Origin of the sequence: Pokkaliibacter sp. MBI-7 (assembly GCF_029846635.1) — a bacterium.
Taxonomy (GTDB): domain Bacteria; phylum Pseudomonadota; class Gammaproteobacteria; order Pseudomonadales; family Balneatricaceae; genus Pokkaliibacter.
Genome location: NZ_JARVTG010000001.1, coordinates 100464 through 123961 on the forward strand (window position 1 = coordinate 100464; position 23498 = coordinate 123961).

General features: G+C 53.6%; 22 protein-coding genes. 5 read left to right on the forward strand and 17 right to left on the reverse strand.

The features are described 5' to 3' along the window. Positions 1-209: 209 nt before the first annotated feature. Complete coding sequence (locus QCD60_RS00655) at positions 210-1010, reverse strand: DUF3800 domain-containing protein (RefSeq protein WP_279781387.1); 801 nt, start codon at positions 1008-1010, stop codon at positions 210-212. 463 nt (positions 1011-1473) lie between these two features. Here QCD60_RS00655 and QCD60_RS00660 point away from each other — a divergent pair, with 463 nt between their 5' ends. The 5 genes from QCD60_RS00660 (at position 1474) to QCD60_RS00680 (ending at position 4661) form a co-directional block, all read left to right on the forward strand. Next, positions 1474-1752, forward strand: coding sequence for a hypothetical protein (locus tag QCD60_RS00660; protein ID WP_279781389.1), 279 nt, complete (start codon positions 1474-1476; stop codon positions 1750-1752). A gap of 613 nt (positions 1753-2365) precedes the next feature. Continuing rightward, on the forward strand, positions 2366-2767 hold the full coding sequence (locus tag QCD60_RS00665; protein WP_279781391.1) for an LPD29 domain-containing protein: 402 nt from the start codon (positions 2366-2368) through the stop codon (positions 2765-2767). A 90-nt stretch (positions 2768-2857) separates the two neighbouring features. Next, positions 2858-3286, forward strand: coding sequence for an antirestriction protein (locus QCD60_RS00670; RefSeq protein ID WP_279781393.1), 429 nt, complete (start codon positions 2858-2860; stop codon positions 3284-3286). An 82-nt stretch (positions 3287-3368) separates the two neighbouring features. Beyond that, positions 3369-4316 (forward strand): N-6 DNA methylase, encoded by a 948-nt coding sequence (locus QCD60_RS00675; RefSeq protein ID WP_279781396.1) that lies wholly within the window; start codon positions 3369-3371, stop codon positions 4314-4316. Between the two features lie 12 nt (positions 4317-4328). Beyond that, entirely contained in the window at positions 4329-4661 is a 333-nt protein-coding gene (locus tag QCD60_RS00680) for a hypothetical protein (protein ID WP_279781398.1), read from the forward strand. 97 nt (positions 4662-4758) lie between these two features. Here the strand turns inward: QCD60_RS00680 and QCD60_RS00685 are convergent, their stop codons facing one another. The 16 genes from QCD60_RS00685 to QCD60_RS00760 form a co-directional block, all read right to left on the reverse strand. Next, on the reverse strand, positions 4759-5154 hold the full coding sequence (locus tag QCD60_RS00685) for a hypothetical protein (protein ID WP_279781400.1): 396 nt from the start codon (positions 5152-5154) through the stop codon (positions 4759-4761). A gap of 349 nt (positions 5155-5503) precedes the next feature. Then, positions 5504-5839, reverse strand: a complete 336-nt coding sequence (locus tag QCD60_RS00690; protein ID WP_279781403.1) for a hypothetical protein — start codon at positions 5837-5839, stop codon at positions 5504-5506. Positions 5840-6001: 162 nt separating this feature from the next. Beyond that, the gene (locus tag QCD60_RS00695; protein WP_279781405.1) at positions 6002-6829 is read right to left on the reverse strand and encodes a type II secretion system protein GspK; all 828 of its coding nucleotides are present in this window, start codon (positions 6827-6829) and stop codon (positions 6002-6004) included. Further along, positions 6830-7459: a prepilin-type N-terminal cleavage/methylation domain-containing protein gene (locus QCD60_RS00700; protein WP_279781407.1), complete on the reverse strand. Its 630-nt coding sequence runs from the start codon at positions 7457-7459 to the stop codon at positions 6830-6832. Continuing rightward, positions 7456-7839, reverse strand: a complete 384-nt coding sequence (locus QCD60_RS00705) for a prepilin-type N-terminal cleavage/methylation domain-containing protein (protein ID WP_279781410.1) — start codon at positions 7837-7839, stop codon at positions 7456-7458. Before QCD60_RS00705 ends, QCD60_RS00700 begins: the two co-directional genes overlap by 4 nt. Further along, the gene (locus QCD60_RS00710) at positions 7836-8291 is read right to left on the reverse strand and encodes a GspH/FimT family protein (RefSeq protein ID WP_279781412.1); all 456 of its coding nucleotides are present in this window, start codon (positions 8289-8291) and stop codon (positions 7836-7838) included. Before QCD60_RS00710 ends, QCD60_RS00705 begins: the two co-directional genes overlap by 4 nt. A gap of 9 nt (positions 8292-8300) precedes the next feature. Next, entirely contained in the window at positions 8301-8768 is a 468-nt protein-coding gene (gene gspG / locus QCD60_RS00715) for a type II secretion system major pseudopilin GspG (protein ID WP_279781414.1), read from the reverse strand. 69 nt (positions 8769-8837) lie between these two features. Then, entirely contained in the window at positions 8838-10043 is a 1206-nt protein-coding gene (locus QCD60_RS00720; RefSeq protein WP_279781417.1) for a type II secretion system F family protein, read from the reverse strand. Positions 10044-10045: 2 nt separating this feature from the next. Beyond that, the gene (gene gspE / locus QCD60_RS00725; protein ID WP_279781419.1) at positions 10046-11755 is read right to left on the reverse strand and encodes a type II secretion system ATPase GspE; all 1710 of its coding nucleotides are present in this window, start codon (positions 11753-11755) and stop codon (positions 10046-10048) included. Between the two features lie 1310 nt (positions 11756-13065). After that, the gene (locus QCD60_RS00730; RefSeq protein WP_279781422.1) at positions 13066-13614 is read right to left on the reverse strand and encodes a DUF1629 domain-containing protein; all 549 of its coding nucleotides are present in this window, start codon (positions 13612-13614) and stop codon (positions 13066-13068) included. Continuing rightward, positions 13611-14561 (reverse strand): RHS repeat-associated core domain-containing protein, encoded by a 951-nt coding sequence (locus QCD60_RS00735; protein ID WP_279781424.1) that lies wholly within the window; start codon positions 14559-14561, stop codon positions 13611-13613. The genes QCD60_RS00730 and QCD60_RS00735 overlap by 4 nt, the downstream gene beginning before the upstream one ends. Positions 14562-14578: 17 nt before the next feature. Next, a complete protein-coding gene (locus QCD60_RS00740; protein ID WP_279781426.1) occupies positions 14579-18847 on the reverse strand; it encodes a hypothetical protein in 4269 nt (1422 codons plus the stop codon). A 362-nt stretch (positions 18848-19209) separates the two neighbouring features. After that, positions 19210-21471 carry a type II secretion system secretin GspD gene (gene gspD / locus QCD60_RS00745; RefSeq protein ID WP_279781428.1) on the reverse strand — a complete coding sequence of 754 codons (2262 nt, stop codon included), beginning with the start codon at positions 21469-21471 and terminating at the stop codon, positions 19210-19212. Beyond that, complete coding sequence (locus QCD60_RS00750) at positions 21471-22001, reverse strand: hypothetical protein (RefSeq protein WP_279781430.1); 531 nt, start codon at positions 21999-22001, stop codon at positions 21471-21473. Before QCD60_RS00750 ends, gspD begins: the two co-directional genes overlap by 1 nt. After that, positions 21998-22642: a type II secretion system protein GspM gene (gene gspM, locus QCD60_RS00755; protein ID WP_279781433.1), complete on the reverse strand. Its 645-nt coding sequence runs from the start codon at positions 22640-22642 to the stop codon at positions 21998-22000. The genes QCD60_RS00750 and gspM overlap by 4 nt, the downstream gene beginning before the upstream one ends. Further along, on the reverse strand, positions 22639-23445 hold the full coding sequence (locus QCD60_RS00760; protein ID WP_279781436.1) for a PilN domain-containing protein: 807 nt from the start codon (positions 23443-23445) through the stop codon (positions 22639-22641). Before QCD60_RS00760 ends, gspM begins: the two co-directional genes overlap by 4 nt. Positions 23446-23498: the final 53 nt, after the last annotated feature.

The window sequence follows — 23498 nt, forward strand, 5'->3', positions numbered from 1 at the left end:
GGAGAAGGCTAATTTTAGGACAGGGTGTTTGAGGGGGGTCCGAAAACGATCGGTTTGGTACGTAAGCAGCAGACGGTACAGCAGGAAAGATAGCAACTATCTGCCAGGGCTCCCCATCTCTCACTGATCATGACTTCTGCATATCAGTTCTGTTGACTGAACTTCCGCCACTACAGTGGTGACTTATCGCCTGTTAGGACTCCGGTCCATCATTCGGCCAATTCGGCAGGTATCTCCGCGCTCTTCTGATGTTCCAGACCGCTACCTGGCATGCTTACCTTGGTGATACGATCCGCGAAATACCTGTCGAACGGCTCCAGCTCTGAATACTCATCAGACGCTAGCGACAAAGCTGTCAGGCGCCCGATAAGGCCACAGATCCAATCAGCACACTGGATGGTTTGGAACAGATGGCTTTCAGCCTGTATTGGAGGTTCGATGAGTGACCTGCATTTCTCAGAAGCGTCTTCGAACATAGCCAATGTACAGACTTCCACGTTGGTTTCCCGCCATTCGTTACCCGCACGTTGTTCATCAAGCATTAGCATGAAGGTCGAGCCGTTCTGTGCGCAAAATCGGTCGATCTTGCGTACAGATTGCAAGAGTTGCCGTTTGAACGTCTCGGTTGAGTTGTGGGCATTGGGATCGGTCGTCTTATGTTCACCCGTGTAGAAAACATAACCGCCTATTTTTTCGATGTGATTCAAGAGGCGGAACGTGGAGCGACGGAGCTGCTCATATTTGGTGACGTTCCGAAGTGTATAGAGCTGAGAGCCCTTTTTTTCCCACTGATATGCCGGTAGGTTTCTAGGATTATCGTTGGCCAGGTCATACGCAAGAAGCTGGCATTTGGTTTTGTAAAAATAAATCGCGAACTCTCGGATTTCAGTAGCAGGAAGGATCAGGCCAGCAAACCCAAAAGCGGGATGGGTTTTGTACTTTGGATGGTTGCGTGATACGTATTGGCCGACGTGTCCGAACTCGTCCAGGTACGCGACGTAGTGCGTCATAACTACCGGATTCCTTACTCCAGAAACACGAAAACCCGCTGCTTTCGCTAGGCGGGTCTCGGAAGGTAGGCACGAAAGCAAGCTCTCATGCGTTAGATATAATGATACGCGGGATGACACTGGTGTCAACTGGTGTACTTTGGTGGCCATTGATAGGCATCTACAGCTGCTAGGCTAAAACTGTACACTCAGCCCATCCTGAGCCACCAACATTCCCTTGACGCCCATCCCTCCCCTCCCTGATCATTACTCCTGCGTATCAGTCTGTTGACTGAACCCCAGCCACTGCCGATCAGGTGGCGCTGATCGCTGATCAGCTCGGCAAACCATGCGCGATGTGCCTCAGCTCCTGGCGAAGACACGCACTCAGTTACTGAGACTGGCACCGACTTCACTATATTTTTCACACCCCTGCGGGAGACATCCCCATGGGTGGTCTCCCGTTTTCAACTGGAGACCTTTTATGCACTTGGATATTGCACTGTATACGGCTCTTGTATCGATCAACGTCCCAGAGGCTAACGCCCGGGCGGTTGTCGATGCATTGGGAGAAGCGATGAGCGACCAACTGGCCACCAAAGCTGATCTGGCACTGCTTGAGCAAAAACTTGAGCGGCGCATTGATCAGCTGGATAGCAAAGTCGATAAGCTGAGCCTGCAACTGACCTTCCGCCTTGGCAGTCTGTTAGTCGTCGGTATTGGAATTATCCTGACCGCCATGCGCTACGCGCCGATGCAGTAACTTCTCACCCCAAAGCGGCTAGCCCGCTGGGTGGTCACCTGTCTGACGATGATGACATCTCATATCAGGAGGCCTTGCTGTTCTTCATTTCGGTGGCGGTAGCGCTCGCTACAGATCGCCCATTCACTCTTCTACCCAAGCGGGACACATTCCCGCTGGGGCGATGTGTCTCCCGCTGTTGGAGCCCCATCATGTACTCAACCTGCATCACCCTGGCTGGCCAGCAGTTTCCCTGCAGAAGCGGTGAGGCCTTTTCGTGTACTCATTTCTTCCTACGCTATTGATCATGTCAGCCATTGCCATGATCAGAGCAGTCAAGCGCTCGCCGCTGTACCAAGGCTGCTTCACAGCCTGTTCATGGCCATGAAGTCCAACCCCGCAGCCAGGCAGCTGACCTTTCCTGTCTTCGATCGACAACAGCCCTCAGTCCAACTGGTGGCCACCTGTCATGACCTGGTTCAACCCAGTGTCATGATCAACGTGGCCAATGAGAGTCTGTCATCAATGCTCGACATATAACCCGCCTGAACTATCAGGCCACTTCACCTCACCCACTCGGGGATACTGTCCCCGGTGGGTGGTATCTCCGTGCAACCCTTTTCGGAGATCAACCATGAACGCAACGGACATCCTGACCGCTAACAAGCGGTTCAGTGACGAAGTTAAACGGCTCAGCCAGGCGGCTGAATACCGGCACCTGCAACGAACAGGCGCAGGCGATGTCTACAGCACCAAGCTCGCGTCACGGAATATCCGTGCTTCACTGAAACACCGTTTTCCTGGCCATACCTTCTCTGTTCGGATGAATGGTTTCACCGAGATCATTGTGCGATGGGAAGGAGGTCCTACTCGGGATGAAGTACATGAGACTATCAACGCCTTTCGGGCGGGTAGCTATGACACTCACCAGGATATGTATATCGAACACCGCACGCCCTGGCATCAGGTCTTCGGCTCGGTGAAACATATACACCTGTCACACTCACGCCCAGCTCGTACTGAGCCCGGCGTTTAACTCACGTTTGTAGCCACGCTTCTCAACCAGTCCGCATGGGGATACCTCCCCAGCGGGCGGTATCTCCGTGCTTATTTTATGGAGATCACCATGTCGACACTGACCTCAGAAAACCGCATCACCCGCACCCTTATTCAGCCAGACGATGTTGGCAGTACGCTCTCTCAGTATCTGGGAGGCAAGCCTGCCCATGCCATCCTCTTTGTGATTAACACCTTTCGTCAGCTTAATAGCTACGCCGATGCCTACCACGGTGGACAATGGCAGTTCTTCGCGCTGTCGAATCGAGGTGTCTACATGGCCCCGATAGGAGAGGGTCAACTGACGCTTGAAGTCCCTAGTAATCACTTTACTGGAAGCATGAGCTTTGATGCCGCCGGCATCGTCGCCTCGCTGTTTACGCTCAACATGTTGGCATGGAAAACAAATAACGACGACGTTGGTGAGAGTTTCTACAGACTCAGAGACTTTGCCTGTGCGCATGCCGAAGCAAGCAGCATTCTAAGTGCCATCGACTGACCTCTCTCAACTTCACTGGAATCCTCTTCTCACTCAGGCCCTTCGGGGCCTTTTTCTTTTTCCTCACCACAGAGACTCAATCATGACCCCATCCGAAAAAGTGACGGCGACAGTCCAGTCGGCGAGTACCCGTGAGTTCATCTCCCTCTTCAACCAGACTGCGCGCTACCATCACCGCTATAAAGTGTTTTCTGACTTCGTAACGGTGTCAGGTATTGCACTACACAACGCTGCGGCGTTCGATCAGGCGCTGGAGCAGCAATACCTCGACATCGTAAAGCAGTATGAGAAAGACGATGTGATGCGCTTCACCCAACTGTTCGCTGTACTCACCATGGAACTGGAGAGCCATCCCCGTGACGTCCTGGGAGAGCTTTATATGAGCCTGGACATCTCATCAGGTCACCTGGGGCAGTTTTTCACCCCGTTTTCGATGTCGAGAATGATGGCCAGACTCCAGCTAGGTAATAACGATCCCTATGCCGAGAATCCGCATGGATTTGTCTCTGTCAGCGATCCCGCCTGCGGTGCCGGAGGTATGATCATTGCCTTTGCAGAAGCACTTCAGGAGCGTGGACATTCACCACAGCAACAGATGTGGGCACAGTGCATCGACATTGACCCGATTGCTGCATGGATGTGCTACATCCAGCTGACCCTCCTGCATATTCCAGCAGAGGTTATCATCGGCAACACGTTGTCGATGGCATTCAGTCGGCGCATGTACACCCTCGCCCACTACCTCGGCGATTGGAGCACCAAACTACGGCGTAGAACTCAGGCAGAGGCCATGCGGAAACTGCTACAACACGGAGCAGATCAGGATCAGAAGGTGGGTCACATCATCACTGAACCAGCCACATCGCCAGCCTCGTCAGTCGGTGAGGTCAATGCAGCCGATGAGGTCATTACGGAAACGGAAGCAGTACGCTATACAGACCGTATCGCACCTCTGACCCAGCTTTCTCTGATTGAAAGTCCACGGGCAACCTATACCGTCACTACCAAGCCAACACCTGTCGCAGCATAAGGACATGCACTCATGAACACTGACGCAGAGAACTCTCTGAGCCAATTGATTGAGCAACTGGCTACCCAGGCAGTACAGAACATGGGAGACATCTTCTATGACCCTCATCCTGCCTACGGCGAAGGCACGGATCCAGCGGGCACTGCAAAGGCATCTATCCTGGATGCATTGCAGAAACTAGCCACTCATCTCAACCCGGATAAACCCGGTTGGGTCGTGGTTCGCTTCTCTCCCGATGAGATCCAGGGAGTAGATGCAGATCGTCTGCAGCAACGGCTAGTCGCCGATGGCTACGAGCACATACAGGATCTGCAGAATCATCAAGTTTGGAACGTGGAGCACTGATACACCGGCAGACTAAACCTGCCAGTTTCACTTCAACCTAATGCAGTAAGGCCCCAGTGGGGCCTTACTCATCTAAGACAAACACAAACCAGCAGAATCAGTCAAAGGAGCACGGTAACTGACAGGACTTCTCAGAAATCACCTTACCCTCCTGATCAATCTGGATATGGGTACGGAAAGCAGTGCCTGGAGGGTAGTAGCGCTGGCCACTCCAGTTATTATTTTCAGTGGAAGTAGGATAGCGATTCACAAACAGCACAATCTCGTTTTCTGAAGCATCTCCAGGATAGATACGAGCGGTTTGGCTTTCTCCAGGCTGAATATTCGCAAGTGTTGCTTTATCAACCCCTGACAGAATTTCTGCCGTGGACAACGGTGCTGTTCCATCTGGAGCAATAAACTCGATCTCTACAAAACATACTGGCCCTGATGGCAAGTAGTACCACCAGAGTGCGATCAGCAGAGTAGCTAGCACGCCTAACCTATGTTTCATGTCCGGTACTTCACTGAGCTATTGATGAGGCTGGTGACTATCGTAGCAGCCGATGGGCCGCCCGGGCTCTTTCGATAAAGATCGATACCTAACTGAATTGAGGTGCGGTCTCTGGGATCATCGAAGTCTCTTAACCTCCCTGTATCAGGGCCTTTCCGACCTGGCATGTTCAGCCTAAATAAGTCACTTCCAATCTGCTCCAGGCCGGCCCCATCAAGTAATTGAGAGGATGTAAATCCTGCTGCGGCACCAAGAAAACCATAGTGAATGTTGGACCATATGTCATAAAAGTAGCGACGATCTCTCCACGCATGGTACTGAGGATCCCTCGGATGGAAACAACGGCGAATCACCGCTTATGATCCCAGCTATTATCCTGAGCCACCTTCATGGTCCAGATCATCATAGCCGCCTCCCGGGCCGTCAGCCCTTTGGCCTTGTCTTTGCCCCAATCCAGCAACTCGCCCAGGCCCCACGACTTCAGCTCGTGCGCATGATTTAGAAAGTAGTCAGCGGTATGGTTCAGGTGCTTCATCGCCCACACATCACGAGAACGCAGGTTAGTGCTGATCTCTCTGGCCATGTATTCGGCGATGGGGGTGAGTTCGTCCAGGTAGGGCTGACCGGCGGGATTACTTGTCACTCCCATACAATTAGGTGTGGGGCAAACGCTGGGATTGCTCATAGCACGTTCCTTGTTGAGGTGAAGCGGTACCAGCATCCCTCACTGGTACCCAAGAGTTAATCGTCTGCCTACATGGAGGGAGTCATTAACGGGTTAACCGTCGAGAAACTGACTGAATCGAGTTTAGGAAATACTAACCTACTCCTGCGTCCTGCTCCTGAATCAAAACTCGCGTAAATACAGTAACCGATAGGGTCGGCCCTGCCGGCCGCCACCGGCATCCAGAATCAGCGTTTCCACCACACCGGCGAGTGCACCACTGGCCATCTGTGCCTGGCTGATGATGGTCAGCACGTTCCCGGGCGCGCTGGCCAGATTGCTGAGCTGGGTGCCCTGCGTACGCTGCAGCGCCGTCGCCACTGCCGGAGCGGCCAGTTTAAGGCGCGGTACCTCCTGCCCGGTCCAGATAGTCACCAGCGGCTCCAGTTGCAGAAACAACTGAGGGGTCATACTGCGTAACTGGTGCAGTTCTACAATGCTGCGAAAGGACTGATTACGCGGCACACTCAGGCGGCCACTGGCGAGATAGTCAGACGCTTCGGCGCCATTGGGCCGCGGCTGATCGTCCGCATCACGCCAGTCCAGCAGCTCGGCGGCCAGCCGTTGCGCCAGACCGCTATCGGCGCCAACCGCTGCGAACAGGGCGGTGAGCAGCTCAGTTCCCGCGACATTGATATCCACCTTGCCAAGGTCACTGTACAGCCTTATTTCCAGCGGTTGCTGGTCGATGCTTATCGTATAGGGCTGACCATTGGCCTGCCACGGCCCTGCTCCATCAGCCGCTTGCAGCAAAGTTGCCACCACCTGTTCCACGCCAGCCTGCGCCAGCAACACGGCCTGGGTATGTTGCAGCTGATAGCTTTGCAGTCGCTGCGAAGTACGGGTCACGCTGAGCATCGCTGTCACCACGACGGTCAGCAGCGCAGCGATCCAAAGCACCAGAATCAGGGCCACGCCACGTTGTTGAATGCGGATACCAGCGTTGTTCATCTACCAGTAACCCGACACATTGCGGCGGATGGGGATAGTCAGGGTAGGCCACAGCGTGCCATCTGCCAGAGTGATGTGAATACGCACGGCCAGCGGCAGACGATTGCTCCATTGCCAGGAGGACTGCCAGGCAGAAGCTTCGCCGTTTTCGTTCCACCCCAGATACTGCAGCTGCCACTGTCTGATCCCTTCCAGCAGGGTATGTTGCTCCTGCCAGGAAGGTGAAGGTGTGGCTCCCGGCTCTGCCGGCAGAGTATGCAGACTGATCTGCAAACGTTGCTCCTGCAGGCTCAGTTGCTGCACAAGTGGCCCCAGGCCGGCAAACTGGTTGGGCATCGCCGCCACAAACAGCACCGAGTCTGGCGCACCGACAAACACCTGCCGATGGCCGTTGTCATCGGTGTGCGCCGTCTGTGCCAGCGCATTCATCAGTGCCTGACGCAGATAGTTTTGCGCCGTGCGGATGTCATCCTGACGCTGGTTGAGTTGCTCCACCTGCTGCGCCACGCGCTGCACCCGGCTGATCGCCTGCCACGCCAGCAACAGCAATAGTGCCAGCAGCACCAGGGCAAACAGCAGTTCCAGCAGAGTAAAGCCCCGTTGCTGCCGGGGCAGACATACGGCGCTCATGTTTGCCCCTCAATCTGTGCCCGCAGGGTGACAAAGCGCTGTTGCTGACCATCACGCTGCAAAATTAACTCGATATGAAGCAGCTGCACCAGCGCTGAGCTGCCGGGATAGGGCTGGATATGCAGCTGCCAGTGAGTCTTGCCATCGTCCAGCGTACCCTGGCTGTCACCCACCTGCAGCGGACCACTGAGGCCCAGCCCTTCGAGCAGTGAACGGGCCTGCAATGCCATCTGCCCGACACGCACACTTTTGCCGGTCAGGCGACTGCCATCCCCTACCGCTCCCAGCAAGATCGTCATGGTCAATGCCAGAATCGCCAGTGCCGCCACCAGCTCCAGCAGGGTAAAGCCGTGCTGCGCCTGCCGGCATGCGCGCATCATGGTTGTTGTTCCTGCTGCTGGCGTATCTGCCCGCTCAACCAGTCAATATCCAGCCGCCAGCGTTGCCCGCCTCTGACCAGCCGGATATAGCCACCGCTGGCACTGCCGTCAGGGTAGAAGGTATAGACGCCCTGCTGCCGTGGCGACTGGGCAGCACTGTGCAGTTCGATCATCAGCCCGGCAGAAAGACGATGACTACCTTGCCCCGGCGCTGACCATTGCCGGGTCTCAGGGTCTACGGTCAGGGTCAGCGGCTGCCCCTGACTGATGGCCTGGCTGCGCACACTGCGCAACCCTGCCAGCAACGCCGCCACATCCTGCCGGGCCTGTGGCTGCAGGCCCCGGCTGATATTGACCGATACCGCCACCAGAGCGATGCCCAGCAATACCAGCACCAGCAGCAGTTCCAGCAGGGTAAATCCCCCTTGCCGTTGCCCTGCACAACAACGCATGGGCGACGGTTACTCCCAGTTGCCGATATCGGCATTGTAGCCGTCGCCACCGGCCTGGCCGTCCTGACCAAGGAAGATCAGGTCGAAGGCACCGTGCTGCCCCGGCACCTTGTAGCCAAACTCATGGCCGAAGGGATCTTTCAGATCCGATGCTTTGGCATAGGGGCCCACCCAGGTATTTACCCCGGCCGGTTTTTCCAGCAGAAAGCTGAGCTGTCTGGGCGGTGCGCCGTTGTCCAGCGCGTAGCTTTCGATCTTCATGCTGAGGCTGGCCAGCTGGGCCTTACCGGCGTTGTATTTGCCCTTATCGACATTGCCGCCGATATTACGCACGACGATGGTGGCCACGATGCCCAGCAGTACAATCACCGCCAGCATCTCCAGCAGAGTAAAGCCCTGCTGTCGCCGGGCAGCCGGGCCTCGACGGTGCATGACGGGGGCAGAAGAGGTCACAGCGGTTGGTCTGGCACTATTCATGAAATGTCCTTTACACATGACAGCGGATGATAGGTTCGGTAATACAGTCAGTGATTCGCCAGTACAGGGTTACAAACCACTGGTCAGATTCATCAGTGGCAGCATGATCGACAGCATGATCAGCGCCACCAGCAGGGTCATCACGATGGTCAGGCACGGCGTCAGCGCGGCCATAAAGCGGTCAATGCTGTGTTTGACTTCGGTATCGAACAGCACCGCCACCTTCAGCAGCATGGCATCCAGCTGCCCGGCCTCCTCGCCGACCTGCATCATCTGTACCGCCAGTACAGGCAGCAGTTGTGCTTCCGCCAGCGCAGACGACAGCAGCGCGCCGTTCTTGACCCGCTCGGTGGCGTCGCTCATGGCTTGCTGCAACGCCAGATTGCCCGTCACTTCGCGGCTCAGTTGCAGCGCCTTGACCAGCGGCACCCCGCTCTGCAACAGGGTGCCCAGAGTGCGCGCCAGCCGTGCCGTATGCAAGCGCTGCAGGAAAGGCCCTATCCCGCGCTGGCGCAGCCAGTACGCCTGCCACGCCAGCCGGGTCGCTGGCTGGCGATAGCGCAGCGCCAGCCACCATAGCCCTATCGTCAGGGTCATCAGCATGATCAGGCCGTATTGGCTCAAGCCACTGCCCAACAGCAGGATAGCCTGTGTTATGGCCGGGACCGGCACCCCCAGATCGGCAAAGATCGGCACAAACTGCGGCACCACATAACTCAGCAGCAACACCAGCGAACCCAGCACCCCGACCAGCAGAAAGCAGGGATAGATCAGCGCGTTGATCACCTCGGCTTTCAACCCGGCCGCCCGCTGCAGATAGCCGTGCAGCTGCAGCAGACAGCCATCCAGCTGGCCACCGGCTTCACCGGCCTGCACCAGACTGATATACAGCGCCGGGAAGATGCCGTGCTCTTCCCGCAACGCGGCCGACAGCGCCATCCCGCCCTTAACCCGCTCGCGCAGCCGTTCAATTAGCCGCTGCAGTGGCTCACGCTGGGCCTGAGAGGCCAGCAGAGTCAGTGCCTTGTCGAGGGTTTGCCCGGCTGCCAGCAAGGTTGCCAGCTGCTCGGTCCAGCGCAGCAACTCGGTGGTGGTCATGGCAGGTTTCTGCCCCAGCTGGCGCCAGGCTCCCCAGCCCGCCCGGTCGCTGACCTCCAGCACCATCAGCTCCCGCTCCTGCAGGTACGTGATGACTTCCTGCGCGGATTGGGCCTGCATCTGTCCCTGCTGCTGCTCGCCGTTCAGGGCCACGGCGCGGTAACGGTACAGCGCCATGTTCAGTCCTCACCACCATCGTGGGTGATACGCAGCACTTCATCCAGGGTGGTGACGCCCTGCAGCGCCAGCCTTAAGCCGTCTTCATGCAGGGTCAGCATGCCCTGCCGCCGGGCCTCCTGCTCCAGCAGCACCGCATCAGCCTGCTGCATCACCAGTTTGCGCAGGTTGTCGTTCAGTACCAGCAACTCGCTGATGGCACAGCGGCCCAGATAGCCTTCCCCCGCAGCCAGCCCGACGCGGGGCCGATACAGGCGAACCGGCTGGCCAGCGGCATAGCGCTGCAGCTGATAACGCTCAATCACTTCCGGCAGCGGCTCATAGGCTTCGCTGAGAGCCGGGTCCAGCCGCCGTACCAGGCGCTGAGCCAGAATGGCGTTGATGGTGGAAACCAGAAGATAGTCTTCCACCCCCATATCGAGCAGACGGGTGATACTGGCAGCCGCGGAATTAGTGTGCAGGGTAGACAGCACCAGATGGCCGGTCAGTGCCGACTGAATGGCAATACGGCAGGTTTCCAGATCGCGCATTTCGCCGATCATGATCACATCCGGGTCCTGCCGCACAATGGAACGCAGCGCCTGCGCAAAATCGAGACCGATAGTGGGCTTGACCTGAATCTGGTTGATGCCTTCCAGCTGGTATTCCACCGGATCTTCGACGGTGATGATCTTGCGTTCCGGCGTGTTCAGCAGCGACAGCGCGGTGTAAAGCGTCGTGGTTTTACCCGAGCCGGTGGGGCCGGTGACCAGCACCACGCCGTGAGGACGTTCCAGCAACTGACGAAAACGCGCCCGTGTCGCCTCGTCCATCCCCAGACTGGCAAAATCGAAACGCACCGTCTCCCGCTGCAGCAGGCGCATCACGACCGACTCACCAAAGCTGGTGGGCACGGTGGATACACGCAAATCCAGCTCCTGCCCCTGCACCCGCATCATAATGCGGCCATCCTGCGGCAAACGTCGTTCGGCGATATTCAGCCGTGCCATGATCTTGATACGGGAAATCACCGCTGCCGTGGAGCTGACCGGCGGCGCCTCGCTGTCCTGCAGTACCCCGTCTACCCGGTAGCGCACCTTGAGGCGATTCTCGAACGGCTCGATATGGATATCCGACGCCCGTCGCTCCACCGCCCGCTGAATCAGCAGATTGACCAGCCGGATCACCGGCGCCTCTGACGCCAGATCCTTCAGATGCTCCACATCCTCCACCACATCGCCCCCCTCGCCGATACTTTCCACCAGCGAGCCCATGGCCGAGCGGCCCTGGCCGTAATAGCGCTCCAGCAATTCATCTATCTCACTGGCCAGCCCGATACTCACCGCCACCTGTGCCTCGCAGGCATAGCTCAGGGCATCGACCACATAACGGTCTTCCGGGTCCGCCAGCACCACCTGCAACAGCGGCAGTGGCTCCCCCTGCGAGGCCTCGCGCTCTGCCGCAGGCTGCCAGCCATAAGGGAACACCTTGTGCTGCCTGAGAAAGCGCAGCGACACCTCCGGCAGCGCCGCCACATCCAGCAGTGCCAGCTGCGCCTCATCACCCTGCCAGCGCGGCAACTGATACTGCGCAGCAAAGTGTTCAGCCAGATCACGCTCCGACACCAGCCCCAGCCGCACCAGAAAGGCCGAAAAGCGCCCGTCGCTAACCGGGTTATACAGACGCTGGGCGCGCTCCAGATCGGCGGGCTTGATAATATTGGCTAATTCCATGCGCTGTATTGACTCCACCACCTCTTATTTCCATTATATAAAATGAACATATTTCGCACGAATCAAAAGCAGCTCTACAGGCTAACTTTGTTGGCTCACGCATTAGTCACTGCACTTATATCAGTTGTAATTCCAGCGCATGATCAAAAGCCGTCAGAGTTGTTCACCGTTCTTCATCACTCGCTAAATTTTTTGTCTTCTAGTTGATAAAGCAATCATTGATTTGAGGGGAGAACTATTAAAAATGTCCAATCCACTCCTTATTAACATGCGGAATTCAAATTTCCACACCATTTATTTTAATAAAGCCCACAATTACAGGCTCACTTCCTAGAGTTTAAAATTATCTATCACTTCAACTACTTTAAAGCGAAGTTGCTCCTCGTTGAGTTTAAGCACTTCACGATCTGGATCGAGGTTATATCGAAAGACACTCGCTTAAACTCCTTTTATCCAATTGTAGAAGGTTGTTATCGCGTTCGAATTTCCAAAGCTCTATATATGCGTTGAAAACTCATCTACAGTTAATCTCTCACTGGAGGATCATTTTGCTAATGCTAAAACTGTAGCGCTCATCGTAACAAGCCATTTGCAATATAGTTAAATGAATTCCGACTTTTCCGAAGGCTTATTGGGGCGGACGCCCTAAAAGGGCTATCCGTTGCGCCCAAGGCGCTACATCATCCCGAATCTCAGCTGGTCACGAGATCATCCGCTTTCTCCTGATTCCGGATGTGCTCTCGGACCCTCTCTTCATCCAAGCTTAAGGTTGAAAAAAGTAGCTTTTCGCTCAGAATGCCTCATCATTGTAATTCCTCTGGTGGTCTCCGAACTGCCCGGCAATGGTGCTCTTACCTTTGAAGTATCCAACTACGATGGTACTTACAATCCCAGCGTGCATACTCCAAACTTTCATAGTCTCGCATAGGGTTACCTTCATCTTTCTTGGTCGAAAAGCAAAGGTATTTCGACCGGGGCCTCTGTCAAGCCTAAGCGAGTGACCCCGGCATAGCCAAGGGATTACTCCTGATTAATTATCAAACTGAGGAATTCCTGACGACAGCTTAAAGCTGGTAACGAAATCTCCGGCATTATCCAAAACAATTACATTGTTTGAAAAATCTTTGAATCCTTCACAAATCCATAGATTCCTTTTTGTACAGTTGCTGTATTAATCAAGTCGCCAGTAATCGCTTTAAAAAAACAAGAGTCTTAAGGTTCTGTTTAGTCATATTAACCCCAAAGTCTGAAGCAGACTTGAACTTCTTTACCAATTAATTATTAGTGAAATTCTCTGATTTTTTGTAACATTAAACTACAACGGCTAGATTCATCCCGGTCGCACCAATAGACTCTAGTCTTTCTTTAACGTTCTCGCTGATAACTACAGCAACCTCAAACTTCTTTAACCTGAAAATATCAAGGCCTGGTATTTTATTAGCATCTAATCGCAACTTCATGAATGCCCTGTACTCTCCAGCTTTGTCCGGCCTCACAGGGTCATTTTGCTCAAATTTTTGAAATTCTGAGTTTACCTCATCAACACACTCAACAATTTCGTAGATCACTAACGCATAGTAATCAGTGGAGCATCGTTTCCACTGAACTTGAATAGGAATAAAAGCAATACCTTTGATATCACTAAGTGCTTCATATATTTTCCTGCTAACAATCGGCAAACCGTATGTTTCCGTAAAAGTGAAGTCCATTTCCTCACCATCACGTACTAGTTCGATTTTTAAATTAGTGGCACCCTCTGGTGCTGATGTTGCCAGCTTCCAATTGTCAACTTCAGCAATATCGCCTAAATACCATCTACTAGGGAAATTAATATCATCGTTAAGTTCAAAGTATTTCATTGATTCGTCAACCATCTATTGACTTGACTACCTACTGTAGTCGCCTCCATTCTGATTCGATCTAGAGTTCCAGTCACCGCGTTTTGATACGCACTTGTATTAGCTTCCAATCCGCGAGTTGCAGACAGAAGCTCTTTATATACATAGGAGTGATACGCTTCTGGATGGGGGCCTTGATGACCCGGAACAGCAACCTTGTTTATCGCATCATCTAAACCAATGCCAGCCTTATTAAATATTTCTTGAAATCGAGGAGTCCAAGGTCCTCCACTCGCTGCAGAGATACAATTCTTATTTGTGCATATGTGGTGGACAGGTGCCTTCTGTGTAACATTACTTCCTAACTTCCCAAGGCCAGCACCAGCAGATAATATTTTTGTCACACCAGCTGGAAGATAAGGAACCGCGGCTGCTGTGGTATCAGCACCCAGATCTATTGTTGCAGAGCTAACCATATCTGAGTTATTGGTGACATATCCATAACCGATTCTGGCAATATCGTAGATTACATTCGCCACATCCCAGATTGTGTCTAGTGGAATTTGACCTTTTGGGTCTATAAATCGATAGGGGTTATTATTAGCATAAGCGTATCGATTTATTGAATAAAGATTGCCTTCATGCGTTGGCTGGATCGGATCGCGACTCAAAAAACGGCCAGCATCACTGTCGTAATAGCGTGCTCGCATATATGTCAGGCCCAGTGTGGGGTCATAGCTATGACCCGCATATCCCGGTCCTGCATTGACAGCACCAGTGACCTTGTTGCCGTAAACACCATATTCCGCACTGTCTATCACTACGCCAGCGCTGTTTGCCTCGACCAAAGGGCTACCCAGATGGTCGGTATATACATAGGTAACACTTCCTGCCTGCGAGGATTGAAGTGCTATCACCATCAGCACAAGGCACGCGTACAGTGAGTTTACGAGCACGTGTCGTAACATCTTTTGGGCTCCTTCTCTTAATGCAACAACAGAGAGGTGATAGGTACTAACACCGCAGCCATATTCAGTTGGCCGGCATAAATAGGGTTACTACCATTGATGTACTCCTGCAGGTTGGATAGCCCATCACCATCACTGTCCAGCCCCGCATCAGCCAGCAGAGGATCCAAACCGTACTGCACCTCCCAGGCATCAGGTAGCCCATCACCATCTGAGTCCTTACTCAGCCCGTTCAGGCCGTTGATTGCTTCATAGTCGTCCGACAGCCCGTCTGCGTCAGTGTCCTTATTAACCGTAGCTGGGGTAGACTCATGACAGTCTACGGCGGTGTTGCACACCTGCTTAGCAACCAGATTGTTGGCTAAATAGATGTAATTGCGGAAGCCATTGCCAGCTTTGTACTCAAACAGCAATTGGCCACCATCACTGTAAAAGGCGTACTTAGGGACATCGCCGTCATCGACACTCTTTACAAGGTTCCCATTGGCGTCGTAGCTACGCGAGTTGCCCCCCATGTAACCCACCAGTCGATTTGCTTTGTCATAAGTTAACACTATTCCATTTTTCAACGTGGCGTTCCCTCTGCTGTCATAGTCATAGGAAGCCTTCATCATATTGTTGTGAGTAATGTTGACTAGTTGGTTGACTGCGTTGTAATTGAAAACCTTGGTCAGGGTGTCACTGCTAATTTCTCGCAAATTGTTCAACGCATCGTATTTGAACACTTCTGCTGAGGTGTCTCGGGCTGATTTACTGCTGACCAATCGATCAAACATGTCGTACTGCATGGTACGGCCGCGTTTACTTCCCGGAATGCTGTCAGTCTGCTGGAGTAAATTACCCTTTTTGTCGTAACTGTAGGTGAGGCCAACATACTTCGTATTGGTATTGGCATAGGTTATTCCCTGAGGGGCGCCACGCACATTGAGTGGCTTAGAAAACTGGGTTCCGTTTCCGTAAGTAAAGGCCTTCATTATTCCGTTGGGGCCGTATTGAGCGGCGTAGGCATAACTTCCAGCACGTGTTGCACGACCAAAAACATCGGGAACAGTATCAACACGAGTACCACTGGGATACGTCATGCTGTCGCGCACACCATACGCGTTATAACCGTAGGCTGTTTTCCAGTTGAATCCATCAAGCGCCAGCGCTTCTGAGGTCATCAATCCACGACGGTTGTATCCATAGGTTCTGACTACCGCACCTGCAACAGCGCTAGTACGACTGCCTCGCTTATCATAGGTGAAAGTGATATCAGGAGTAGCGTCTGGAAAGTTGATCAACTTTTCCCGACCGATTAAATCGTAACTGATAGCGGTCTTTTCGCTGGCAGGCACATTAGCAAGACCACAGTCATTTGTAGTGATATTAATACCCTCAGCTCGCCAAGTGACTCTCCCGGCAGCATCATAAGCAAACACATCACTTTTACCTTCCGGCTCCTGATATCTACATAACTGTCCTGTACTGTTATAGAAGTACTTTTTGGTTATTGAGCTGTTAACACCGTTATATGAACCAAACTGCGTTAGTTGCTGAGGACGTCCATAGATATCTCGCGTAATAGTCTGAGTAATTCCACCCATGACAGACTTAATCAAATTTTTATATTCAGGTTGATCATAGGCCTGATAATAGGAACTCTGTCTATTCCCGCTAACATCCGTCACCGTTACACCCATATTTTTCAGGTATTGTATGGTGCTTTTCAGAATGCCAAGCTCAGAATCCTGTTCTTTTGCAACAACACGACCTAAGGCGTCGTAGATAGTACGAATCCCCTTGGTACTCATTGCGATACTACCGCTATCGTAGGCATATGACTCAAAAGTTGTATTGCCCCTCCAGTCATAACTAAAATTTTTAAACAACGACTGACCATTACCACTTTGAACCGTAGCAATGGGCCGCTGCATAACATCATAACTAGTAATGGTCGTAGCCTTCCCAAAGTGTTCCGTTACTCTCAGGGCACCATCAGGATAATCATAGACATAGTTTTTGCTGTGCCAGACTTGCCCATCCGCTTCTGACGGGTAGCTTTCAGAAGTCATCCATCCTAGGGGATTGTATGTAAATCGACGGACAGCACCGAGCTGATCCGTATGGGAGACGACCTCTCCAAAGCCATTCACCTGCACAGATTCAGAGGATCCATCGGCATAAACTACCTTCTGCGGTATCCCCAGCTTGTATTGAGAGTAAGTCGTAGTATTGCCTAATGCGTCTTGTGCTGATGTCAGCAGACCTGCACTATTCCAGCTATATTTACCTTGCAGCTGGCCGAACGAATACTGCTCCAACAGCTGGCCGTTACTGTTATATACCTGATTATTTATGACATCTCCATTTGCCAAGTTAGTCGTATTGGCAGGTAGGCCGAAGATATTCTTTGCTTCGTTATCAAAATAGTGATGCAGCAAACGAAGCGGCACGTTGCCCGCGATATCGTTGCTGCGCGTTACAATAACGGGGCGGGCCAGTTTATCAAAAGTCTCTACCCATTGAGTGAAAACATTTCCCTCCTGATAAATGGTTTTTCTTACTTGTGGATGGTATTTTTCAATACGATCATGTGCAGCATGTACTTCTACTGTAACCCCAACCCGCTCAGGATATTCCTGCCGATTGTCAGCATACTCCATATGCTCACGACGTTTATAGGCTGTGACCGTATTGGTTTTATCTAGCGCCACATCGTAATATATGTCCAATAAGTCCCCTAGGCTTTCACCCAGTACGTTATCAAACATATAAACATCTTTTTTAGTATCTGGGTTAGTTACAATAGCGATGCTAACTGATGGTGCAGGATCTCCGGTAATATATTCGTATGACCAATTTTGGGAAACCCCCTTGCCAGTGTAAGACTTTTCAATAAGGGATACACTGAGATAACGGGGATCAAAAATTAAATAGTCAGCAACATCAATACCTATATCAGAGGCTTTTACTGAAACAAGTGGCACACAAGCATTTTTATTAAATTCTTCTGAACTATACTTTATGTTATGTAGTGAAGTTTCAAATCTAAAGTTTCCTTTTAACCCAGATGGATGCTCCATTGTTATTGAATTGTAGACACCAAAGCTTATAGAAAGTGGGTGATAGCCACCTCTACAAAAAAACATTTCGTCCCCGACTTTATCAAAATAAAAATTTGAGTTCGTTGACAGTTCTTTGTCATTCAAGTCCCGTGTGTAAAAAGACCATTTTCTTCCATCTGGAAGTGTAACACTTTCCAAATGAGACCTATCAGTATAAGAGTATTTCCACTTCTTTTGAGCAGCCCCTGATAGAACTGTAACGGAATCTAAACTATTCTCTATATCAGAGGATTTTAACTTCTTCCAAGTAGCCCTTACTAATCGACCATCACTTCCAGATATCTCAACTAGATTATTTCCGCTATACTTATACAGTAAATAATTGCCGTTTATATCCTCTACCCTCGTAGGATAGAATGAAACCTCTGCTCTTGTTGTACTTAGAACAGGGCTTGGAAAGGCATTACCAATCAAGGCAGTACTTGCATCTATTATAGGATATGAGTAATCTAGGTCAAGAATTCTTCTTGACACCATCCAATCAAACCAATATTTAGTTCCATCCGGAGAAGTTACTAAAAAAGCCTCTCCCAATTTTCCATTTTTAGTTGAAGACAAACAGGAAATATTCCAATTATTTTTTGTTATTAAAGAACCGTTATTTTGCAAGATGGACTGCCTTCCTTCATTAGGAATATCTAAGTCTACCCCCTGCCACCAATCTTCAGCCCGAAAATTTCTTTTATTTTCCCAATGCTGCGATGTTTCAAGCAAGCCAAAATTACTACATCTGGCATATGGGTTGTTCCCTCGCACACGCCAGTCCCCATTAGGAGTGCTTGTTTTTTTTTTACTAACCTGATCAGCTTCATCCTGAACAATAGAGACAATTCTTGGTATTTCCAGATCCCAATTTCCAATCTCCCTTCCACTTGATCTAGTGTTGACCACCTCCTCTTCAGGTGATAATGATCTCGCAACTCTGATAGTTGGGCCATTTCCTTCTAATACAACATCCTCTTGATAAAACGAAACCCGACCATCTTTTAACCCAAGTTTCTCCCCGAATGGATTTTCTCCTAAAGGTTCTAGCGAGAATTTTGGCGTATACTTTTTCATCATCTCCTTTTCTGGTGTGCTATTCCCTCCAAACTGGAAGGCATTTGCCACCGAGCAGAGAAGCATTACGAAAAAGGACGTCAACACATGTATGTTTGACACTTTCGTTTTTCCCTTCACTCCTAATCTTCCTTATTGAAAAATTTTCACGAAATTTGACGAAGTGTACGATGCATTTTTCCCTGAGCATGAATTTAGTGATGGCCATCCAATATAAACCGACACCTTAGTCGTATAGGCATTTAATAAAGTTATAAACGCCATTTTCAAGCTATCTTTTTCCGTCCAATTCACCTTACACCAATTCGAACTGCAGGTTTGACTAGTCGTGAAATATATATTTCTATTGCTGTGATTAACCACAGAGGTGACTAGCTCTTTACAGCTGACAGCGGCATAACTAACCGCAACTTTGCTTCCTAAAACTAATACCGAAGCAAGTGCCAACTTTTTCATAACTTCTCCTATTTTAGTTCGACTAATCATTTTGCAACCGATAACGGCTTCAGCAGCTGCAACCCCTGCCGGTATTCATCCGTGACCTGCTGCGCCTCGCTGTTGCGGGTGATGACCTTGGGCGTGATCAGCACGATCATTTCTGAGCGGTTGTGCTTGCGGTCGGTACTGCCGAACAGCCAGCGCAGCCCCGGCACCTGGCCGACGCCGGGCACACTGGCGTCGTTCTGGGCGTTGTTCTGCTGGATAAGGCCTCCGAGCAGGATGGTCTGGCCGGACTGCACCGCCACCTGAGTGCTGATGGCGCGGGTAGAGATGGAGGGATTGCCGTTGGCATCGACGGTGGTGCCAGCATTGCTGACCTGCTGCTGGATATCCAGATAGACCAGCCCACCGGGGTTAATGCGCGGGGTCACATCGAGGATCACCCCGGTCTGCACATACTGCACACTGCTGATGGTATTGAGGTCTGAGCTGCTGGTATTGACCGAGGTCTGGGTGATGGGAATGTTGTCGCCCACCTGTATCTGCGCCCGCTGGTTGTTCATTACCACCAGTGACGGCGCCGACAGCACCTGCGTATTGCCTTTGCTTTCCAGCGCGCGCAGGGCCACCTGCAGGTTGTTGCTGAGGAAGGAATAGAACAGTGACTCGCCGCCGTAGCTGGCACCACCCTGCCCCAGTGCGCCGCCCTGACCGGCACTGTTGGCAATGGCGGTTGTGGTGCTGTTGCCTGCCAGTTTGCCCAGATACCACTGCACACCGAAGCTCAGCTCATCGACCAGGCTGACTTCCAGAATGCGGGTTTCGATCTGCACCTGCAGCGGGGGGTTATCGAGGCGCTGGATGGCGGTCTGGATTTCCTGCCACTGGCTGGGGCGGCACCGTACCAGCAGCTGATTGCTGCTTTTTTGCGCACTGATACGCACGCTGTTGTCGTGGCTGTTGCCTGTACTGCTGCCACTGTCCAGTGAGGTGTCGCTGGCCGTGGTATCGCTGTTGTCCGTCGCGGTATCGCTGCTCTGGCTGGTGATGCTGTTGAGGGAGCTGCCCTGGCCACTGCTGCCGTTGATGGCGCCGAGGCCATTACTGGTCAGGGTGGTGGTGCGCAGGCCGGGAGCCACTGTGGCGGCCTGCGCTTCCGTGACCGGACTGTCGCTGTAGATCTGCCGCAGGTAATAGGCCAGATCAGTGGCCTTCATATTACGCACATCGTAGACGTACATCTGCGGCTCGTTGCCACCGCCCTGATCGATCAGCTCAATCCACGAACGCACTTCGCGCAGGTATTCCGCCTGTGGTGAAATCACGACCACCGCGTTGGTACGCTGAATCGGGATAAAGCGCAGCATGCCCGCCAGTGGCGTGTCGCCCTGAGGGCCGAACAGGCGGTCCAGCTCCGGCATCAGCTCCTTGATATTGGCACGCTGCAGGTCGAACACGCCGATAGACATACCCTTCAGCCAGTTGACGTCAAAGGTGTTAATGGTCTGCTGGTAGTTATCCAGCTCGGCGGCGGTGCCTGCCAGCGCCAGCAGGTTACGGTTGGGGTCGATCAGCAGGAAGGCATTGTCACGGGCAAAGGGTTTGAGCAGCTTCTGCATTTCCACCGCAGAAATGTAGTTGAGCACAAACAGCCGCGCCGACAGGCCAATATCGGGGGCCTGCATGGCCATCGACGGCACCACATTGCCCGGCACCGCTTTATCAGCCGGCAGGATCAAATAACGCTCACCGTCGCGGATCATGGCGTTGTTGGTCCAGGCCAGCAGGCTTTCCAGAATGGCAATGGCCTGTTCCTTATTAACCGGCTGCGAGGTGGAGAAGGTGACCTGCCCTTCCACCCCCTGGGTGATGCTGTAGTTCTCGTGCAGCATGTCGCCCAGCACCGAGTTGATCACCGCCTGAATGGGTAAATCATTGAAGTTGAAGGAGAAGCTGCCTTCGCCTGCGGGTTCACCCTGCGCCAGCGCCTGTGCTTCCTGCGGGTGGATAAACTCACCACTGCCCTGCACCCACTGCCCTTTTGGCACTCTGCCCGTGGCAGCGCTCTGCCCGCTTACACCACTGAGCCCACGGGTATCGGCCATGGCACTGGCCTGAGCCTGCGGGCGGTCGCTGCCAGTGCCCGCCAGACCTTCGCGAATCAGGCTGTCGTCGGGGCGCTGATTGGCCGGGACGCAGCCGGTCAGCAGCAGCGCACTGAGCATCGCCGCCCCCAGCAAGGGGTGATAACCGGATAAAAACGGCGTAGCACAGCACGCCAGAGCACGAGGACGCAACAACATCAGGGGGACTCATTTGACGGGCCACTAAGGCCGGGAATATGGGGGCGATTAAAAGTCAGGGTCTGCGTAGCGCCATTCAGGGTGAGGCTCACTTCGCTGGCCTCCACGCGGGACAGCTGCCAGCCACCGGGCAGGGTCTGGCCCTGACGCAGGGTCAGCGCATTGCCGTTGTCATCACGAACAAAGGCCAGCCGCAGCTGGCTATTGGTCAGGGTGCCCAGCAGGGTAAAGCCATTGAGTACGGGCGGTGGCTCACTGGCAGGCGCGTCCGGCAGCGCAGCCACCAGCTGGTCTGCCGAGCGCGAGGTACTGAGCAGCGAGTGCTGCCAGATACTCTGATAGCCGTCCAGCGGCAGTGGCTGTGCTTCCTGCAGCGCCTCGGCCAGCGCATCCGCCCCGGCTTCACTGCCGGACGCAGCTAACCAGGGCAACGGGCCACCGCTGCCCTGTGCCAGCAGAATACACAGGCCACCGAGCGCCACCACCAGCCCCAGCCACCACAGGCTGATGCGCCGTAACACGGCGCTCATCCGCCGGCTCCGCTACTGGCCTGTGCAGCCGGGTGCATATAACCGCTGACGGTCATGCGCACGGTCAGCAATCCCGAGCCGCCGTCAAAAGGCGTATCCGGGCGGCGGTACAGGCTCAGCTGATCAATAAACAGCAGCGGGTGGCTGTGTTCCAGCTCATATACGACGGCGGTCAGGGGTTCCATGGCACATTCCAGAGTGACGTTGATCGCCACCTGCACATAGGGAGCGTCCTGCTTTTGTGGCTGGTTGACCGGCAGCGTTTCCAGCAGGCGGCAACCGGGGCCGAGAGTGCTGACCTGATTGACGCTGAGCGACAGCCGTGACATCAGGTCAGCCTGTACCGAGCCGGGGTCATCGCCCGGCAGCAGGGTATTGTTAAGCTGGCTATTGGCCGCAGCGGCCTCCACCGCCGCCGCCTGCAACTGTTCTTTACCAGCGAGAATCTGCTGATAGCGCTGCTGGCGCTGGCGCAGGCTGTCCATCTGTTCACGCATCTCCTGCACCGGCGCCCAGACGCCCTGATACAGCGCGGTGGCGGCGGTCAGCAGTACCACCAGCAGGATCAGCACCGCCATGGCCAGACGCTGCTGCGCGGCGGTCAGCGACGTGGTCAGGGTGGTTTTCAGATGTCGCTTCATGGCGTGCTGCCCTCAGTCTGCCCGGATGCCGACGCCGACGCCGACAAGATGGCCTGCAAAGTAAAGCGGTCCTGCCGGGTCTGGCTGTCTGGTTGAATCACTCCCTGAAACTGCGGTGCACTGAAGCCGGGGCAGGTATTAATACGACTGATCAGGCGGCTGACGGCACTGCTCTGGCCGCTCATCACCAGCGTGCCCTCCGCTTTAATATCCAGCTGCTCCAGCCAGGTATCGGCGGGCAGGCAGTCGGTCAGCGCTTGCAGGGTGGTCAGCATCGAGGGTTGGGTGTGTTTGAGCCGGGCCAGATAGCCTGCCGCCTGCTGGCGTTCGCTCAGTTGCTGTTGCAGGGTGATGATGTCGCGGGTTTGCTGCTGTAACTGGCTGACCTCGGCCGACATCCGCTGCAGGGTGTCGGCATTCTGGCTGCGCCATAAGGCTGCCGCCGTGGCCAGCAACAGGGCACTGCCGATCGCCAGCGTCAGATTAATCAGCCGTGGCCAGTGAATACGCCTGCGCCTGCGTGCCGGGGGCAGCAGGTTAACCCCCAGTGGCTGGCCTGACGCATCCAGTGCATCCACCCGGTCTGGCACCACACCCTGTGCGGCCAGCTGCTCCAGCAGCGCATCCAGCGTATCGCGCCGCACCACTGCCAGTTGCACCTGCAGGCGCTGGGCGTCGCTGCCGCGCCGCGCCGCGGCAAAATACACCTGCCCCGGCTGAAACGGGGTAAAGCGTGGCAGCTCGTGGTGCAGCACGCTCTCCAGCGTTTTCCCCGCAGCCAGCGGCAAATACAGCTCGCGCACCAGAACCTGCGCCGGTGTCAGTTGAAAAACAACAATATGATCGTCATTACGTA

Coding starts and splice junctions, on each gene's coding strand:
- QCD60_RS00655 (WP_279781387.1), bottom strand. CDS start 1,010: ATGACGCACTACGTCGCGTACCTGGACGAGTTCGGACACGTCGGCCAA.
- QCD60_RS00660 (WP_279781389.1), top strand. CDS start 1,474: ATGCACTTGGATATTGCACTGTATACGGCTCTTGTATCGATCAACGTC.
- QCD60_RS00665 (WP_279781391.1), top strand. CDS start 2,366: ATGAACGCAACGGACATCCTGACCGCTAACAAGCGGTTCAGTGACGAA.
- QCD60_RS00670 (WP_279781393.1), top strand. CDS start 2,858: ATGTCGACACTGACCTCAGAAAACCGCATCACCCGCACCCTTATTCAG.
- QCD60_RS00675 (WP_279781396.1), top strand. CDS start 3,369: ATGACCCCATCCGAAAAAGTGACGGCGACAGTCCAGTCGGCGAGTACC.
- QCD60_RS00680 (WP_279781398.1), top strand. CDS start 4,329: ATGAACACTGACGCAGAGAACTCTCTGAGCCAATTGATTGAGCAACTG.
- QCD60_RS00685 (WP_279781400.1), bottom strand. CDS start 5,154: ATGAAACATAGGTTAGGCGTGCTAGCTACTCTGCTGATCGCACTCTGG.
- QCD60_RS00690 (WP_279781403.1), bottom strand. CDS start 5,839: ATGAGCAATCCCAGCGTTTGCCCCACACCTAATTGTATGGGAGTGACA.
- QCD60_RS00695 (WP_279781405.1), bottom strand. CDS start 6,829: ATGAACAACGCTGGTATCCGCATTCAACAACGTGGCGTGGCCCTGATT.
- QCD60_RS00700 (WP_279781407.1), bottom strand. CDS start 7,459: ATGAGCGCCGTATGTCTGCCCCGGCAGCAACGGGGCTTTACTCTGCTG.
- QCD60_RS00705 (WP_279781410.1), bottom strand. CDS start 7,839: ATGATGCGCGCATGCCGGCAGGCGCAGCACGGCTTTACCCTGCTGGAG.
- QCD60_RS00710 (WP_279781412.1), bottom strand. CDS start 8,291: ATGCGTTGTTGTGCAGGGCAACGGCAAGGGGGATTTACCCTGCTGGAA.
- gspG (WP_279781414.1), bottom strand. CDS start 8,768: ATGAATAGTGCCAGACCAACCGCTGTGACCTCTTCTGCCCCCGTCATG.
- QCD60_RS00720 (WP_279781417.1), bottom strand. CDS start 10,043: ATGGCGCTGTACCGTTACCGCGCCGTGGCCCTGAACGGCGAGCAGCAG.
- gspE (WP_279781419.1), bottom strand. CDS start 11,755: ATGGAATTAGCCAATATTATCAAGCCCGCCGATCTGGAGCGCGCCCAG.
- QCD60_RS00730 (WP_279781422.1), bottom strand. CDS start 13,614: ATGAAATACTTTGAACTTAACGATGATATTAATTTCCCTAGTAGATGG.
- QCD60_RS00735 (WP_279781424.1), bottom strand. CDS start 14,561: ATGTTACGACACGTGCTCGTAAACTCACTGTACGCGTGCCTTGTGCTG.
- gspD (WP_279781428.1), bottom strand. CDS start 21,471: ATGTTGTTGCGTCCTCGTGCTCTGGCGTGCTGTGCTACGCCGTTTTTA.
- QCD60_RS00750 (WP_279781430.1), bottom strand. CDS start 22,001: ATGAGCGCCGTGTTACGGCGCATCAGCCTGTGGTGGCTGGGGCTGGTG.
- gspM (WP_279781433.1), bottom strand. CDS start 22,642: ATGAAGCGACATCTGAAAACCACCCTGACCACGTCGCTGACCGCCGCG.